Genomic DNA, 16,216 nt, shown 5'->3' with positions numbered 1-16,216 from the left:
TCCACGTCCGCCCCCCTGTTCACGATGCCCTCGTCACCGGACGCGCCCCTCTCGGCGTGGGTGCGGGCCGTCCCCGATTTCCCGCAGCGCGGGGTCCTCTTCCGCGACTTGACGCCCCTTTGGGCGGACGGCGCTGCCTGGTCGCGCGCGCTCGGGGCGCTCGCGCGTCCGTTCGACAAAGCCCCTCCGGAGGTTGTGCTCGGGATCGAAGCGCGGGGATTTCTTGTGGCGGCGGGGCTCGCGGAACGGTGGCGAGCCGGTCTCATGTTGGCGCGAAAGCCGGGGAAGCTCCCGGGATCGGCGGCCCGCGAGGAGTTCACGCTCGAGTACGGGACCGCGTCGATCGAAACGCACCGCGGCCTCTTTGTGTCCGGGACGCGCGTCCTGATCGCCGACGATGTGATCGCGACCGGTGGCACCGCGCTCGCCGCCCTGGCGCTCGTCGAGGCGCTCCAGTGCAGGCCGCTGGGCTTCGCTTTCGTTGTGGAGATCGCGTTCCTGGGCGGGAGGGCCAAGCTGGGCTCGGCCCTCCCGGTTCACGCGGTCCTGAGCTACGACGCGGCCGGAGAAGCGGTCATCCGCGAGTAGGCGCGCTCACCGCCCCGAAGCCGGCCCGTCGGTGGCGCTCGGCGGCCTTATCCCGCGGATCTGGACCGATGTGACCGGCTCGTCACCGTAGCGTCCCTCGCGCAAAATGCTCACGTCCTGAAACCCCGCCTCGCGGATGAGCCTCACGTAGTCCTCTTTGAGCGAGGCTCCCGCGATACAGCCGACGTAGGCTTCGATCGACTCACGCGTCTCCTTGGGAAGAGGCTGCTCCAGCACGAGGTCGCTCACCAGCATGCGGCCGCCCGGTTTCAGCACTCGAAACGCTTCCCGGAAGACGCGGTCTTTCTCGGGGGAGAGGTTCACGACGCAATTCGAGACGACGAGGTCCACCGATGCGTCCGGCACGGGCAGATGCTCGATCTCGCCCAGACGGAACTCGACGTTCGGGTAGCCCCCACGCGCCGCGTTTTCCCTCGCGCGGTCGATCATCGCGGGCGTCATGTCCACGCCGATGACCCGGCCTTCCGGGCCGACCTCGCGCGCCGCGAGGAAGGCATCCACCCCCGCGCCCGACCCAAGATCGAGCACGGTCTCGCCTCGCTTTACCTCCGCCAGCGCGATCGGGTTTCCGCAGCCCAAGCCCAGGTTCGCGCCTTCGGGGATCGCGGCGGCCTCTTCGGGGCTGTAGCCCAACTCCGCCAGCCCGCTCGTGGCCGTTTGGCCGCAGCATCCCGATCCCCCGCCTGATCCGCAGCATCCTGCCTTGCCTTCCGCGATCGCGCCGTAGCGCTCGCGCACCGCCGTTCGAATGTCGCCCCTTGCTTCCATCGCGTTACCTCCGTTCGCCTGATTCCAGGCTTTGTAGCAGCTGCTTGAACCGCGCCATCACTCCCGCCGCGGGGCAATAGCAGACCCGCGGCCCGTCGACCTCCCCTTCAATCCATCCGGTCTCCTTGAGCACCTTGAGGTGCTGGGAGACCGTCGCCTGCGCGAGCGGCATCGAGTCGACGATCGCTCCGCAAACACACTCGCCGCGTTCGAGGAGCAAGCGAAGGATCGCGGCCCTTGCGGGGTGCGCGAGCCCCCACGCGAGACCCGCGAGATCCTCGTCCGCCTTCCCGGGCGCCCGGCGCCCCCGGGACGACGCAGGGCGCTTCGAAAAACGGATGCGATCCACCATCGGCGGCCTCCGGAAGAGAATACGCAACCAAATCGTTGATCGTCAATTTACGATATAAGGCCGGGGCCGTCAAGAAGATTTTTTCGGCCCGATCCGAGGGGTGCTATCGTCGGAGTATGAAAGGTTCTGCCCCATCCTCGGTCGAGCGGCTGGCGGAGGAGTATCGCTCCCTCACGGAAGCCGCCGCCGTCGTCGATCTCGAGCGGTGGACCGTGCTCCGCATCGCCGGTTCCGAGACGCGCGATTTTCTCCAGGGTACCGCGACGCAGGATTTCGCGGCGGGACCCGCGCCGGGAGAGGCTGTGAAGACCCTCTTCCTCACCGAGAAAGGGCGCCCGGTCGCGCTCGCGTGGATCACGATCGAGGCCGGTACGGGTTCGGCGACCGTCATCGCGGATGAGGGCGCCCGTGCCGGGCTCAGGCCTCACCTCGAGCGATTCCGCATCATGGAGGATGTCGAGTTCGAGGGGCCCGATGGTGCGTCCCGGCTCCTCGGGGTCGCGGGGCCCGAGCGCGATCCTATGGCTCGGGCAATCGCCTCGAAGATCCCCGGCGCCCTCGCGATCCGGGCCGAGCCGCTTTCCTTCGTGCTCGTGCCCGCCGAGTCGGGCGCCGCCTCGATCGCCTCTTTCCTCGATTCGGCGGTATTTCAGGCGTGGCGGATCCGAGTCGGCCTTCCCCTTCAGGGAATCGATCTGGATCTGGACCGCATTGCGACGGAGCTTGCCCTGCCGGAGGCCATCTCGATGACAAAAGGTTGCTACGTGGGACAGGAAGTCGTAGCGCGCACGACACATCGGGGCCATGTGCGCCGGCAGCGTGTCGGCTTTCGTTTCCCATGGACCGGCGAGCCCATCCCGAAAGGGACGGAGCTTCGATCGGGCGGCATCGAGGCAGGGCACGTCACCAGCACGACTTTGGAGCCCGGGAGCGGCGAAGGGTTGGGCATGGCATACATCGCGCCCGAAACCATCGCCCACAATCTTGACGTCCTGGCAATACAGGGTGAAAAGTCAACGCACCTGAGTCTGCATTCGTGGCCACTCTGACGATTCGTCGGGACATTTCCGTCCACCACCCGCCTGGCCTGACGAATCGGCCGTCGTGCGTCGTTGACATAACTCAACAAAATTGATATACTTCCCGTCACTTCGGGGGTAATGCGCGCGAGTCCTACGGCAGTCCATGCCATCCGCCACCTCCGCATCGCTTCCAACATCTTCGCGGTTTCACGAACCCGGGTCCATTTCTGGGTCCCACTGGGGAGGTGATCGCCGGAGAAAATCCCACTCCATGCTTTCTAGCCGTCCCGCCTCATCTCACGCGCCGCGCGGCTTCGATTCGGGCCGGCGACGCAGGTCCCGACCTCAGGAGAACAGGCGATGAATCGATTTAGTCTTCTACTTGTAAGCGCAATCGCCGCGGTGGCGCTCGTCGGAGCGCCGGCGGCCCTCGCCACGACCGTCCAGAAGCTCACGCTCCAAGAGCTCACCAAGAAATCGGAATCCATCGTGATGGCGCGCGTCGATGACGCGGTCTCCAGCTGGGACGCGGGCCACAGAGAGATCTACTCCTACTACACGCTGCGCGTGCTTCAGCCCGTGAAGGGCTCGAAGGGCGCGACGACGATCACCCTGCGTCAGCTCGGCGGTACCGTGGGCACCATCGCCTCGATCGTTCCCGGCATGCCGAGCTTTCGCAAGGGGGAGGAAGTCGTGCTGTTCCTGACCCAGAAGGACGCCGCGGGCTATCCCTGGGTGATGGGACTCCAGCAGGGCAAGTACTCGATCGTGACCGCCAAGGATGGCGTGAAGATGGTCCGCAACGACCTCGCCGGGACCGAGCTGCTCTCGAAGAGCGGCGGCCGCGTCGAATCGACGACGGCGCCGGACATGCCGTTGAACGCGTTCCTGGATGGCATCAAGACGAGCCTCGATGAGGCCGGCAAGATCCAGGTCGACCCCAACCCCCCAACCGAGTAGCGGAGGACGATAGACCATGAAATCGCATCGAATTCATATCGCCCTGGCCGCGCTCGGCGCTTTCGTGTTCGCGCTCACGCTGGTCAGTCCCGCTTCGGCATTCATCCGCCTGACGCGCCAGGGCACCACCGGCATCGTTCAGGCACACTGGCTCGATTCCGCGCTCCCGCTGTCGAGCGTCATCAATCCGACGAACGCCGATATTCCCTCGGCGACGGCGCTCTCGATCGTGCAGGCATCGGCGAAAACCTGGGAGAACATCAACACCTCCTACTTCACGGTGAATCCCGTCGAATACACGGGGGCCCCGGGACAGGTCCCACCCGCCCTGGACGCAACGGACGGCCAGAACAGCATGTTCTTCGACACGGCGGGCGCGAACTTCGCTCCGGGCGGCAGCGTGATCGCGTTCGTCCGTTCCACGATCGATCTGACGGACGGGCATACGCTCGACGCGGACATGGTGTACAACGACCGGGACTTCTTCTCCTCCACCTCGTCGCCGAACCTCACGCCGGCACCTCCCGGCCAATCGAGCGTGGATCTCCAGTCGGTAGTCACGCACGAGTACGGTCACTACTTCGGTCTCGATCACACGAGCGTGGCGAACGCCACGATGATCCCCTTCATCATCGGGGACACGCGGCAGCGCACGCTCGAGCTGGATGACCGGGCCGGAAATTCGACCATCTACCCTGAGTCCGCGGCGCGTGGACTTTCTCCCGGCGCGGTGGATTTCGGGGCTTCGACCGGAACGATCAGCGGGACCGTCGTGAGCGGGTTTGACGGCTCTGCGATCTTCGGCGCGCACGTGGAGGCGCTGGTCGCGACCAGTCCAGGTCCTGCGACGGACCCGCTCAATTCCATCAGCGCGATCTCGGGTGAGCTGACGGTTCGGAACGGACTGGGCGAATACACGATCCACGGCCTCCCGCCGGGCGACTATCACGTCCGCATCGTCCCGCTCGACGGGATCCACACGATCGCCGCCGATCCGAACGTAGGCGGTATCTTCAACGGGCTCGACATCAACTTCGAAGTCGAGTACTGGAACGGCGCCGGCGAGGGAGCCAACGGCTTCACGGATCAAGCGAACGACTTCACCCCCGTGACCGTCAGCGCCGGATCGAACTCCGGCGGCATCAACTTCATCACGAACACGTTTCCCGGCCGGGTCGAAGTCGCGCAGTACGGTCAGTTCGAGAATATCGTGACCTTCCGGAATTCGGGATTCCTGGTGAAGCGCTTCGATCTGCCGTTCACCCCGCCCTACACCGTCACGAAGATCACGTTCCCGTCCTTCACGTTCAACGCGCAGTTCGGCCGGCCGCCGCTCAATGCCACGTTCCCGAGCGTGCGGCTCTGCGAGCTCAACACCGCGACGGGGCTTCCGAACCTCGCGGCGCCTCTCTTCCAGATCGCGCCCTTCGTCGGCAGCCCGAACGGTATCAACGAGGTTCCGATCGGGATCACGATCAACGATCCCGACAAGGTGCTCTTCTGGGCGATTCAATTTCCGCCGGCCACGAATCCCACCTTCCCCGCGGATTTCCCGTTCCTCCGGATGGATTTCACGGCACTGGAGCGCGGGCTATTCGCGAACGACTACAGCATCAACAGCGCGGGCACGACCGCTGCGACCCTGGTCGACCGGAACATCACGGTCAGCCTGACGGCCCAGATGGGCTCGCCCGAGCTGTCTCCGATCGTGCCGGTCGCGAACCTGGGAGCGAACCAGAGGCTCACGAAGTTCGAGTTCAGCTACAACAATCCTGCCGACAAGCGGCTCGATGGCTTCGCGCTGCCGCCGAACTCGCTCAACCATGTGAACCTCGTGCGCCGGCTCCCGTCGGGGCTCCTGCAGACGGAGGGGACCGCGGGCGGCTCGGGACACATCTCGATGCGGACCGACACGATTCCGGCGTTCCCCGCCGGCGCCCAGCTCTGGTTCGTGCAAGCCGTGGACAACGCCGGCAACAAGAGCCTGACTTCCAACACGACGATCACCGGATTCAACGTGGATGCGGATGAGCCGAACGGACGAGGCAACGCCACCGAAGCGAAGGCGCTCACGCTGCCGACGACGAATCGTCCCGAGACCTATTCGCCCGCGGGTGATCAGGACTACTTCCTCATCAACGCGAGTCCGGGCGAGACCATCCAGGCGAGCGCGGTCTCGACGGGTCAGGACAGCAGAAACGACCAGGATCTCGTGATGTTCCTCCTCGACACGAACGGGGACATCCTCGCGTTCGACGACGATTCGAATGGAGGGCTCAACCCCAAGATCTCCTTCACCGTTCCGCCTCGCAACGGGAAGGGCACCGCGCCGAGGAAATTCTTCTTGCAGGTAACGGACATCCAGGGCTCGGCCTTCTTGCCGAACGGGGTGCCCCAGGTGCGGATACCACCGACCTACAATCTGAGCGCGAAGGTGCTTGCTGCGCCCGCATTGGCCGGCCGGATCGGCGGCCTCGTGGGAGAGGATGGATTTGCGTTCCAGAACAGCGGACCGAATCCCGCGAACCCGCAGGCGAAGCTCCTGTACGTCCTGCCGCGGAGCGGCGGAGCGAGCTACGGCGTGAAGCTCAGGATTTACGACGTGAGCGGCCGCCTCGTCCGGAAGCTCGTGGACGGCAGCCAGCCGGCGGGCCCGCACGTCGCGGTTTGGAACGGCACGGATGACCTGGGCCGCGGCGTCGCGTCCGGACACTATTACGCCCGGATCGATGCCGGCGAGTTCTCGCAGAGGGTGGGCATTACGATTCTCAAGTAATCGCCCCTAGGTCCGAAGCACGCGAAAGTCGGGGGCCGGTGGGTTCTACCGGCCCCCGCTTCGTATCCACCGAGGAACATGCGAGCACGATTTCCACAGCCCGCGCTGACGCTCGCACTGGTCCCGCTGCTCGCGGGGGCGATCCATGCTCCCGCGAACGCCGGGACCGGCTGGATCCCTCCTCGATCGGTCACGGCCCTCCTGCCGAGCGCCTCGTTCGCCCCCGGCTCGACCCATTCCATCGAGATGACGCTTCGCGCGAACGGAGCGCCCGCGAATCTGAACTGGGCCGCGACCCCGGGGGGCGCCTTCGCGCTTGGCGTCTCCCCCTCGAGCGGCTCCATCGCGGTTCCTCCGGACAGCGTTCGACGCGTCACGCTCTCCGTGACCATACCGGCCCTCGCCCTCGGTGCCGCGTCCCTGTCCGTGGAGCTCACGGACCAGATCGGCGGCGGGCATGTGGCGAAAGTGACCTCGGCGATCTTTTCGGCGAGCGGGGGAATGCCCGAGGTCTGGCCCGCGCCTTCCTCCTGGTCGGCGCGATCGAACACGACGGGAGCGGTCTCCTTTCAGGTCCACAGCACGGTCGCCGGGGCCGAGTCCGTCGTTGTGACAGACGGTCGCACCAACCCCGATCCCAACAATACCGGCGCGCTTTTCCCGGGCACGCCACCCCCCGTGGATTTGAACCTGCCGGGAGGCACCACAGTCACCGTCGCGGCGCCGACCACGATCGCGGGGAGCGCCTACGGCGGGAACGCCAACGCGGTGCAATGCAGCATCACGAGCGCCGCGGGCATCTCGACCGCGGTCGGCCACGCCCTCTCCTCAGCCGCTCTCCCGGAATCGCTTCCGGTCGCGCTCTACCCCGTCGGCCTGGCGCCGATGGGAGAGCCCGCCGCCGGACGGGACGGCCCGGTGGAGCTCCTGGGCCGAGGCGTGTGGCTGGTACCCGCGGGACTCGACGGCGTTCGCGTCTTGAGCGCGGGCTCCTCGCTCGCGCGGATCGGCGAGATCGACGCGGACGGAAACGGGACGGACGACCGCCTCGTGGGACAGGTCCGGATTCCCTCGTTCGCGGCGTCGGTCGCCGTCGTGCCGGGGTTCATCGGCCCGGCCGGGGATACCCTGGATCTCGGGCTCCTCGCGGCGGGACGGGCCGGCTTGATGCTCCTCAACCTACGCACCGTGGTCGATCCGCCCTTCGGCACGTGGGAAGACTTCTTCGACCTGGACAGGAACGGAATCGACGATCGAATCCTCCGAACGATCCCGCTTCCGGGCTTCGCGACCGACGTCGCGTGGTTTCGCGCCACTTCGGGGCGCATCGTCGCCCTCGTCGCGGACGCCGACACGGGCTCGGTCCCGGTCGCGGCCACGTATGATCCTGCGCTCGTCGCCGCGGGCACCGGCGCGGGGGTCGTCGCGATCGACGTGACGGCGGCGTTCGATTCGCTCGGGGGCGTTCCCTACGCCGCGGGCACGCTCGCGACACCGGGGAGCGCGCTGGACGTCGAGCTGCGCCGGGCCGGCGCGGGCTCGCCCGATCTCGCCGTCGCGGACGGGAGCGCGGGGGTCTCCTTCTACCACCTGAGCGCGGGGAGCGGCGCGCCCGCAACCGTGACGTTCACGCCCCTGGGATGGGTGGCGCTCTCGTCGACGTGGGGGACGCCGTACGCGCGCGACGCCTGCTGGATCTCGAACACGCGCGACAGCGTCTACCTTGCCGTCGCGGCGTCCGCGGCGGGACTGGAGATCCTGCGCGCGCCGCTCGGTGGCGCGCCGTCCTTGGTGCTGGCGCAGCAGACCGGGGAGCCGGCGATCGGACTGGCGGGAACGTGGACCGGGAACGCGGCCGTGGCACTCGGAGCGGGGGGCGTCGCGTTGATTCGCGTTCCCGGCGCGGCGGAGCTGAATCAGATCGCCCCCGCGGCCTCGCCGCCCTACGCCGCGCCCGTGGCGCTCTCCCGGGAACAGATCTGGACCGAGGGGCGCGCGCTGGAGGCGGCCTCGCACTGGACGCCCAGCGCTTCAGCGACTTCGCTCCAGTTCCTGAGCACGGCGGGTCCGATTCCGGATCTCTTGGTTTCGGACGGAGCGCGTTGCCTGTTGCTCCGCCCCGGTCAGGCGACGATCGTAGCGGTCGGGGAGGAATCCACGCCTCCGCGCACCCCGCGTCTCGCCCTGTCGATCTTGCCGAATCCAATGGGGGAACGGGCGGAGGTCCAGGTGTTCGATGCGCTGGGGCAATTGGGCGTCGGCGGAATCGAGGCGAAGGTGTTCGACCTTCAGGGACGGCTGGTGAGAACGCTCCGCGTCGACGGCTCATTCGCGGAGCCCGCCCCGGCGAGTCTCATGCGCTTCTTCTGGGACGGCCGCGACGACCGTGGCCGGCGTCTGGGCTCCGGCCGCTACTGGCTGCGCGTGCGCGCGGGCGCCCGCACCGCGACCACGACCGTCTTGATCCTGCGCTGAGGGGCTTCCCCTTACCTCGCCGCGCGCTGCGCCGCGGAGATGTGCGTCCAGGCGCCCCGCCCGCTGTAGGTGACGCCGTATCGCTCGTTCATATAGCGCTGGAAATCGACGGTCGTGACCTTTCTCCAGTCGCCGAACGCGTCCGGATGCTCGGACAAGAGCCAGTTCATGTCCTGGGTCATCTCGAGTCCCGCCGCTCCGTTCACGATGTAGGTCGGAACCTGGGAGCAGTTCTCCCGCCAGAGATCGAGCTGGATCTTGAGCTTGTCGTAGATTGCTCTCCCCAAGGTCGCGTCCCCGTTTCCGAGCGGTCCGAGATTTCCCCGCTCCGCCGCGCGGACCGCCTCGACCAGCTTCTCTCCCACGACCCCGTTCGTCATCAAGAGTCCGCTGAAATCTGGGTAGGCGTTGTACAGAGGCTCGTACTTTCCGCCCGGCGTGCGCCCGATCAAGAGCCACTTGAGCGCCTCGTCCGGCCCCACGCGCTTGACGCAGAAATCAAGGCTCGGGTTCCGCTCCAAGAAAACGTTCGCCGCGATCGGCCGCGACGTCCGGTCGTACAGCAGATGGCCCCACGTCGGATCGTAGAAGATCCGCTCGGGGAAATAGTCGTGGGTGATCCGTCCGAGCTTGTCGAGTGTTCCGCCGCCGCCGAAGTCGGCGGTGACGTTTTCCAAGATGGGCTCGTTATCGGAGAGCACGAATTTCAATCCCGGGAATCCGCCGGTGCGCGCATAGAGGCAGCGCTCCGTGGACCAGAACACCCAGCCGCGCTTCGGATCTTTCAAGATCTCGATCCAGTCTTCCTGGCCCAGGATTCCGATCGCCGGGAACATTCTCTCGAGCTTCTCGTCCAGCTCGTTCCCCGACAGGCCCTCGTGCTCGAGGTCGATCCGGTAACGGCGCTTGAGCTCCAGGCGCCGATAGACCTCGTTTCGCTCCGCCCAGAAGGCTCCGGCGGTTGTCTTGCCGGTCCCGGTCGGACCGGTGAAGGTGGTGGCGGTCCCTTCGCGGTTCAGGATCGCCGCTCCGGCGTGCGCGGAAATGATGTCGACCTTGGATAGGATCGCCATGAGCGGCGAGAGCACTCCCCGGCTCTTCACCTCGCCGTGGTAATCCGTGTTCACCGTGATGATCGTGACCTCGTCCTTGAGGTCGGCGAGCGGGCAGAAGTAGACGAAGTTCGAAGTTGCGACCGCTTTCGATTCCGGGTCCCACAAGCGGGAATCGCGGAGGCGAGCCGGAATTCCGAGCCGTTCGGCCGACACGCGAGCCCGCTTCAGCTTACGCAAGAATAGCGCGTGCTCGGCTTCGCTCCGCGGTATGCCCATCAGCGAAACGATCGTGACCCGCGGTGTTTTCTTCTGCCCGCGTTCGCGGAAGCGCTGCTCGATCTGCTTCGCAATGACCATCATCTCGGCGTCTTGCGGCGGGAAGAAGTTCGTCTGCGACGTACGTTTCAAATACGGCACGTTTCCCTTGTGCGTGTACTGGATCCCCGCGCATGAAAAACGGCTGACCAGGGTCCTCCGCTTCGAAACGGCCTCGAGCGCCCTGAGCCAGCCGGCCGTTTCCTGCACGTCGGCCTTGTGCGCGTCGAGGGTCGTCCGGGTGACGAGCCTCTTCGCCCGGCCGGTGATCACGGTATTGAAGGAGTTCCGCACCGGTCCGGCCGTAGGATCGTCCGAGGAGCCGCGCCTTAAGAGCACGTCCCCGCGGTCGTTCACGCCCAGCTCCGCGACCCCGGGGCCGAATTTCAAATAAAGCCCGTGATCGAAGACGAGCTCGCCGAGCGGAAGCTTGAGCCCGTCGAAAGTCTTGGGGTTTTCGCGGGAGCGGTGGATCACGTCGAAGGGTGCGATCCAGCGCTCCAGCTCGGTGATTCCGTCCTCACCGACCACGCGGAAGCGACGTCCCACGTTGTGGAGCGGGATCCCGTTCGCGCGAAAGAGATCCAGGTTCAGCGCATCTTCCCGCACGAGCGCGATCCCGCCCGAGCGGTCGCGGATGACGCGTTTGCCACCTTTGCGGTCCCGCACACTCAGATAGGGTTCGAGATCGACGGACGGGTACGCTTGGTCGCTCACTTGGGTTCCTCTTGTCTGGGGGCGTTCGGTGCCGGCGCGTGGCGCGGCGGAAGGCGCGGAGGGCCCTGCTGCCGGACTGATCGCTTCCGCGGTCGCCGGACTGGCGAGCTTTTTCATCGGGTCCTCCGTCTTCGGCTTCGGGTCGTCGGTCACGTCAGTCACGCCAGGGTTGATGGCGATTGGTGATCGGGAGTCGGCGGTCTTTGCCCAAGGCGCGCGGCGTGATACGAATTCCGGGAGGCGCCTGGCGGCGCTTGTACTCGGCCCGGTCCACCATCCGCATCACCCGTTGCACGAGGGAGCGATCGTACCCCATCGCGACGATCCGCTCTACCTCGGAGTCTTCCTCGACGTACGCCTTCAAAATGGGGTCGAGCACGTCGTACGGCGGGAGGGTATCCGTATCGCGCTGCCCCGGCCTCAGTTCCGCCGTCGGATCGCGGGTCAGCGTCCGCTCCGGTATCCAGGGAGCTTTGGCCGCGGCGTTCCGGTGCCGGGCCAGCTCGTACACGAGCGTTTTCGAGACATCCTTCAACACCGAGAAGCCGCCCGCCATGTCGCCGTAGAGGGTCGCGTAGCCGACCGACAGCTCGCTCTTGTTTCCGGTAGTGAGCACGAGCCAGCAGAACTTGTTCGAGAGCGCCATCAGAACGGTTCCGCGGATCCTCGATTGGATGTTTTCTTCCGTGACGTCCTCCTGAGAGGAAGCGAAGACCTGTCTCAAGCTCTCGCGGTAGGCGGCGATCTCGGGTTCGATCGGCACCGTGAGCAGGTCGATTCCGAGATTCTTCGCCAGCGCGGCGGCGTCATCGCGGCTCTCCCGCGAGGTGATTCCCGAAGGCATGAACACACCGGTCACGTGGTCCGGTCCCAGGGCGTCCGCGGCGATCGAAGCCGTGAGCGCGGAATCGATACCGCCGCTCAATCCGATCACAACGTGCTCGAATCCGTTCTTGGTCACGTAGTCGCGCGTCCCGAGGAGCAACGCCTGGTAGATCTCATCGGCGCCGCTCGGGATCGTGACCTTCCGGGATTCAAGCTTGGGGCGCGCGCGCCGGCGTATCGGACGCAGCGTCAGCGCCCTCATCTCGGGAGCGTCGTCGCGCTGCGCGGCGATCCGGCTCCGAGGGTCGCGGAGTCGGGCGCGGAAGACGCTCTCGAGATCGATGTCGACGAGCATGAGGTCTTCCTCAAAGGCGCGCGCCTGCGCCAGAAGCTCGCCTTGAGGTCCGTAGACACGGCTGTTGCCGTCGAAGACGAGCTCGTCTTGACCCCCGACGGTGTTCACGAATGCGACCACCGAGACGCCGTCGAGCGCGCGGGTGGAGAGCATGCGGTCCCGGGCCGCGGCTTTTCCGGTGTGGAACGGAGAGGAGGAGAGATTGATGACCAGCTCCGCCTCCCCGTAGACCGCGAGCGCCGCGGTCGGGCCCACGGGGGTGAAGATGTCCTCGCAGATGTTCACACCGAAGGTGAGCGGACCACGCTTGCAGACGAAGCACTCGTCTCCGGGTCGGAAATAGCGCACTTCGTCGAAAACCCCGTAATTCGGGAGGTGGCGCTTCTGGTAAATTCCTACCACCTCACCGTCGTGCGCGATCGCGGCCGCGTTGTAGACGTCGTCCGAGCGCTGGGCGAAGCCCACGACCGCGGTAATGCCGATGGTGCTGCGCGCCACCTCCTCCATGGCCGCCTGGTTCTGATCGAGGAACTCGGGGCGCAAGAGAAGATCCTCGGGCGGATACCCGGTCAGCGTAAGCTCCGGGAAGGCGACCAAATCCGCCCCCAGGTCGCGGGCACGCGCGATGGTTTCGATGACCTTCTTGGCGTTTCCGGGGAGATCGCCGACGGTGGGATTGATCTGAGCCAGCGCGAGCCGGACGATCCGCTCGGATCGATCGCCAGCGGGCGAATCGTTCGGGCGTTTCACGGCGAGGATGGTACCACGCCGGCTCTTCCGGCGCCACCGATGCGGAAGCGGCCCAAAGGGTTGCCGCTTCCGGAGGGGTCGAGGGAACATGAAGACGTCGGTCGCTGTCTTCGGTAGCAGCCGGACGCCGCCCGGGGATCCCAACTACGATCTCGCGCGCGAGTTGGGGCGCGCCCTCGGTCGGCGGGGCGCCGAGGTCCGATGCGGCGGCTACGCCGGCGTCATGGGAGCGCTGGCCGAAGGAGTGAAGGACGTAAGGGGCCGCGTGGTCGGGTGTACGCTCGACTGGTTCGCGGACACCCGCGCGCCGAATCCGCTCTTGGATGACGTCGTCTCGGCGCCCGATCTCTCGACAAGAATCGAGCGGCTGCTCGAGGGAACGAGGGCCGCGATCGCGCTCCCGGGAGGCATCGGAACGCTGAACGAGGTCTTCTGGCTCTGGACGCTCCTCATGCACGGAAAAGGAATGAACCGAAGGCTCATCCTCCTGGGAGACTCCTGGAGGGATCTCCTGGAGCTCTTGTCGCGCCGCTTCGAAGTGGACGCTCCGATCCGCGCCCTCGTGCATGCGGTGACGACCGTGGATCAAGCGGTGGACCTCGCATGCGGAGCGCGGGCATGACGTCCCACGACCCTGCCCCGCGGCCGCCCTGGCGCGATGTGGAGGCGGATCTCGTCCGCTTCATCGCGGAGACAAGGTGGGAGACACCGGCCCCGGCTCCGCATGCGGCGGCCGATCCGTTCTCGGATCTCGCTCTTCGATCCTTTCGCGTCCAATGCGAGACGATACCCGCGTACGGAACCTACGCGCGGCACCTCGGGCGCGGGCCCGATGAAGTGCACGATTGGCGCGAGATTCCGCCGGTGCCCGCTTCGGCGTTCAAGGAGCACGGTCTGAGCGCGGCGCCGGGAGGCTCATCGGACCACGTTCCGCCGGCGCCCCCCGGCGCCGTATTCGAGACGAGCGGGACGACGATCACCAGGCCGGGGCGTGTGCTGCTTACCTCGACCCGCCTTTACGAGGCGTCGCTCCTCACGAGCTTCGCCCGCCATCTCCTGCCGAGCGGCGAGCGGCTTCAGGCGATCATCTTCGGGCCCACGCGCGCGGAATCGCCGCATTCTTCCCTCTGGTTCATGGCGGATCGCATCGCCGCCACGCTCTGCGACGCGCCCTCCTGGATCGTCGAACAAGGAGAACCGCGGTGGGAGCGCGCGGACGCGGATCTCGCGCGCGCCTGCGCGGAGAGGCGCCCCGTCCTCCTTCTAGGCACCACGCTTCTCTTCCACGCCTACTTCGAGCGGTGCGATCGGAAGCGGCTTCGCGCGGCGCTCCCCCCCGGAAGCCGCGCGATGGATACGGGAGGAGCGAAGGGAACCCGGGTCGAGCTTCGCCGAGACGACATCGCGGCTTCCTTTCTACGCGTGCTCGGGATTCCGCGGACCCACCTCGTGAACGAGTACGGGATGGCCGAGCTGGGGAGCCAGTTTTACGAGGACACGCTTCTCTCCTCGCACGAGAGGCGCGCGGCGCGGCCGGGCTTCGGGATGCCTCCCTGGGTGCGCACCCGCGTGCTCGACCCGGAATCGATGCGCGAGGTGCCCGAGGGCAGGCCGGGGCTCCTCGTCCACTACGACCTCGCGAACCTCGAGGTGCCGCTCACGATCCAGACCGAGGATCTGGGTGCCCGGTTCGGGTCCCGGCTCCTCCTCGAGGGACGTCTCCCCGAAGCGGAGCGGCGGGGCTGCTCGCTCCCGTTCGAGCAGTTCCTCGAACGCGAGCGCGTGAGGCAAACATGACGCAGGGTCTGTTCGACGCCTTTTATCTCCCGCCCGGCGTGGAGCGGGGAGCGGAGACGTCGGTCCAGCGCTTCGGGCCGCCCCACGACGCGATCGAGCTCCGCCTCGCCACCGTGACGCCGGCCTCGCTTGCGACATGGATCGAATCGATCCGTGCCGCGCGCGCCGAGCGCATCGCTCGCCGGCCGGCCGCCGAGATCCACCGGGTGCTGGAGCGGGTGGCGCAGCGATTCCTGGACCCGCAAAGCCCTGTGCGCCGGAACGCAGTCGCCTGGCTCACGCGATCGGGGCGCTTCTCGGCGCCGATGGTGGAGCGTGCGCTCGACGACACGTTTGGACCGCTCGCGGGAGGCGGCGTCGGACGCTGGGTCGCCGGCGAGCTCGGCTCGGCGACGGTCCTCGACAGGCCCACTCCCGATCGCAAGCGACTGCCCCGACTGGCCTACGGTCCGGAATGGATGCTTCACATCTACGCCGGGAACGTGCCTGGCCTTCCCGTCTGGCCGCTGTACTCGGCGCTCGCGATGAAATCGGCGGTCTTGGCGAAGACCTCCTCCCAGGAGCCGGTCCTGGCTCCGCTCCTCGCGCGGACGATCGCGGAAGAAGACGCCGATCTCGGGGCGTGCATCGCGGTCGTGTGGTGGAAGGGGGGAACCGTCGAGCTGGATCGGGCCGCGATCCGGCTCGCGCCCGCCGTGCTCGCGTTCGGGGGGGAGAACTCGACGACGAACATCGCCCGCGAGGCGCCCCCCGATTCGATGCTCGTGCTCCACGGGCCGAAGGTGAGCGTGGGATACATCGCGCGCGCTTCCCTGACCCGCGCGGGCCTATCCAGCGTCGCGTCGCGTGCCGCCTACGATGTCGCCCTCTACGACCAGCAAGGCTGCCTCTCCCCGCACGCATTCTTCGTCGAGCGCGGAGGGGAGATCGGGCCGGCCGCCTTCGCGTCGGCGCTCGGGGGGGAGCTGGAGGCGTTGCGTGACGGCCTCCCGCGCGGCGCTCCCGAAGCCGCCCGTGGGGCGCGCGTTCAGCTCTATCGCGCGCAGGCGCGGTTCGAGGAGGCTCTCGAGAATCGGGGGACGCACGTCCTGGCCTCGAACGAGGGAACCGACTGGACGCTCGTCTACGAGGACGGCGCGCGCTTCGAGCCCACCCCCGCGTATCGCACCGTGCGCGTGCATGCCGTCGACGGGGTGGAGGAGGTCGCGGCGGCACTCACCCCCGCCGCGCGTTTCATCGAGGCGATCGGGCTCGAGGCGAAGGGCCCGGAGAAAGTCGCCCTGGCCGCGGCGCTCGCGTCGATGGGAATCCCACGCATAGCGCCCTTGGGGGCGCTCCAGCGTCCCTCCCTGGGGGGAACGCATGGCGGGGTGCACCGGCTGCTGCCGTTCTTGCGGTGGACAACGGTCGAGAGCGGACCCGGCTCGTCTTCGGCGTCCC

At 67.1% G+C, this 16,216-nt stretch carries 12 protein-coding genes; 8 read left to right on the top strand and 4 right to left on the bottom strand.

What is annotated here, in order from left to right; genetic code table 11:
- The first annotated feature begins 24 nt into the window (after positions 1-24).
- Entirely contained in the window at positions 25-588 is a 564-nt protein-coding gene (locus tag E6K76_11965) for an adenine phosphoribosyltransferase (protein TMQ56906.1), read from the top strand.
- 6 nt (positions 589-594) lie between these two features.
- On the opposite strand, the gene arsM is transcribed toward E6K76_11965, so the two are convergent.
- Entirely contained in the window at positions 595-1,377 is a 783-nt protein-coding gene (gene arsM, locus E6K76_11960; protein TMQ56905.1) for an arsenite methyltransferase, read from the bottom strand.
- 4 nt (positions 1,378-1,381) lie between these two features.
- Entirely contained in the window at positions 1,382-1,729 is a 348-nt protein-coding gene (locus E6K76_11955) for a winged helix-turn-helix transcriptional regulator (GenBank protein ID TMQ56904.1), read from the bottom strand.
- 116 nt (positions 1,730-1,845) lie between these two features.
- Between E6K76_11955 and E6K76_11950 the strand changes: the two genes are divergently transcribed.
- From E6K76_11950 to E6K76_11935, 4 genes are all read left to right on the top strand, one after another.
- Complete coding sequence (locus tag E6K76_11950; protein ID TMQ56903.1) at positions 1,846-2,778, top strand: hypothetical protein; 933 nt, start codon at positions 1,846-1,848, stop codon at positions 2,776-2,778.
- A gap of 333 nt (positions 2,779-3,111) precedes the next feature.
- Positions 3,112-3,711: a hypothetical protein gene (locus E6K76_11945; protein ID TMQ56902.1), complete on the top strand. Its 600-nt coding sequence runs from the start codon at positions 3,112-3,114 to the stop codon at positions 3,709-3,711.
- Positions 3,712-3,727: 16 nt separating this feature from the next.
- The gene (locus E6K76_11940; protein TMQ56901.1) at positions 3,728-6,487 is read left to right on the top strand and encodes a matrixin family metalloprotease; all 2,760 of its coding nucleotides are present in this window, start codon (positions 3,728-3,730) and stop codon (positions 6,485-6,487) included.
- A 78-nt stretch (positions 6,488-6,565) separates the two neighbouring features.
- The gene (locus tag E6K76_11935; protein ID TMQ56900.1) at positions 6,566-8,962 is read left to right on the top strand and encodes a hypothetical protein; all 2,397 of its coding nucleotides are present in this window, start codon (positions 6,566-6,568) and stop codon (positions 8,960-8,962) included.
- Positions 8,963-8,973: 11 nt separating this feature from the next.
- Here the strand turns inward: E6K76_11935 and E6K76_11930 are convergent, their stop codons facing one another.
- Positions 8,974-11,166 (bottom strand): phosphoenolpyruvate carboxykinase (ATP), encoded by a 2,193-nt coding sequence (locus tag E6K76_11930; GenBank protein ID TMQ56899.1) that lies wholly within the window; start codon positions 11,164-11,166, stop codon positions 8,974-8,976.
- Between the two features lie 37 nt (positions 11,167-11,203).
- Positions 11,204-13,069 carry an NAD+ synthase gene (locus tag E6K76_11925; protein TMQ56898.1) on the bottom strand — a complete coding sequence of 622 codons (1,866 nt, stop codon included), beginning with the start codon at positions 13,067-13,069 and terminating at the stop codon, positions 11,204-11,206.
- On the opposite strand from E6K76_11925, the gene E6K76_11920 reads away from it, so the two are divergent.
- The 3 genes from E6K76_11920 to E6K76_11910 form a co-directional block, all read left to right on the top strand.
- Positions 12,987-13,601: an LOG family protein gene (locus E6K76_11920; protein TMQ56897.1), complete on the top strand. Its 615-nt coding sequence runs from the start codon at positions 12,987-12,989 to the stop codon at positions 13,599-13,601. The two genes, E6K76_11925 and E6K76_11920, sit on opposite strands and share 83 nt — an antisense overlap.
- Positions 13,583-14,776: a hypothetical protein gene (locus tag E6K76_11915; GenBank protein ID TMQ56896.1), complete on the top strand. Its 1,194-nt coding sequence runs from the start codon at positions 13,583-13,585 to the stop codon at positions 14,774-14,776. The genes E6K76_11920 and E6K76_11915 overlap by 19 nt, the downstream gene beginning before the upstream one ends.
- A partial coding sequence (locus E6K76_11910) for a hypothetical protein (protein ID TMQ56895.1) occupies positions 14,773-16,216 on the top strand: 1,444 nt, incomplete at its 3' end. The genes E6K76_11915 and E6K76_11910, both read left to right, overlap by 4 nt.

The sequence above is a fragment of the Candidatus Eisenbacteria bacterium genome, from assembly GCA_005893275.1.
GTDB lineage: Bacteria > Eisenbacteria > RBG-16-71-46 > SZUA-252 > SZUA-252 > WS-7.
This window is presented reverse-complemented; position numbering and strand designations above follow the sequence as displayed.

What these genes read in the sequence shown, in the direction of transcription:
- E6K76_11965 (TMQ56906.1), top strand. Translation starts at nt 25, where the DNA reads ATGCCCTCGTCACCGGACGCGCCCCTCTCGGCGTGGGTGCGGGCCGTC.
- arsM (TMQ56905.1), bottom strand. Translation starts at nt 1,377, where the DNA reads ATGGAAGCAAGGGGCGACATTCGAACGGCGGTGCGCGAGCGCTACGGC.
- E6K76_11955 (TMQ56904.1), bottom strand. Translation starts at nt 1,729, where the DNA reads ATGGTGGATCGCATCCGTTTTTCGAAGCGCCCTGCGTCGTCCCGGGGG.
- E6K76_11950 (TMQ56903.1), top strand. Translation starts at nt 1,846, where the DNA reads ATGAAAGGTTCTGCCCCATCCTCGGTCGAGCGGCTGGCGGAGGAGTAT.
- E6K76_11945 (TMQ56902.1), top strand. Translation starts at nt 3,112, where the DNA reads ATGAATCGATTTAGTCTTCTACTTGTAAGCGCAATCGCCGCGGTGGCG.
- E6K76_11940 (TMQ56901.1), top strand. Translation starts at nt 3,728, where the DNA reads ATGAAATCGCATCGAATTCATATCGCCCTGGCCGCGCTCGGCGCTTTC.
- E6K76_11935 (TMQ56900.1), top strand. Translation starts at nt 6,566, where the DNA reads ATGCGAGCACGATTTCCACAGCCCGCGCTGACGCTCGCACTGGTCCCG.
- E6K76_11930 (TMQ56899.1), bottom strand. Translation starts at nt 11,166, where the DNA reads ATGAAAAAGCTCGCCAGTCCGGCGACCGCGGAAGCGATCAGTCCGGCA.
- E6K76_11920 (TMQ56897.1), top strand. Translation starts at nt 12,987, where the DNA reads ATGGTACCACGCCGGCTCTTCCGGCGCCACCGATGCGGAAGCGGCCCA.
- E6K76_11925 (TMQ56898.1), bottom strand. Translation starts at nt 13,069, where the DNA reads ATGTTCCCTCGACCCCTCCGGAAGCGGCAACCCTTTGGGCCGCTTCCG.
- E6K76_11915 (TMQ56896.1), top strand. Translation starts at nt 13,583, where the DNA reads ATGCGGAGCGCGGGCATGACGTCCCACGACCCTGCCCCGCGGCCGCCC.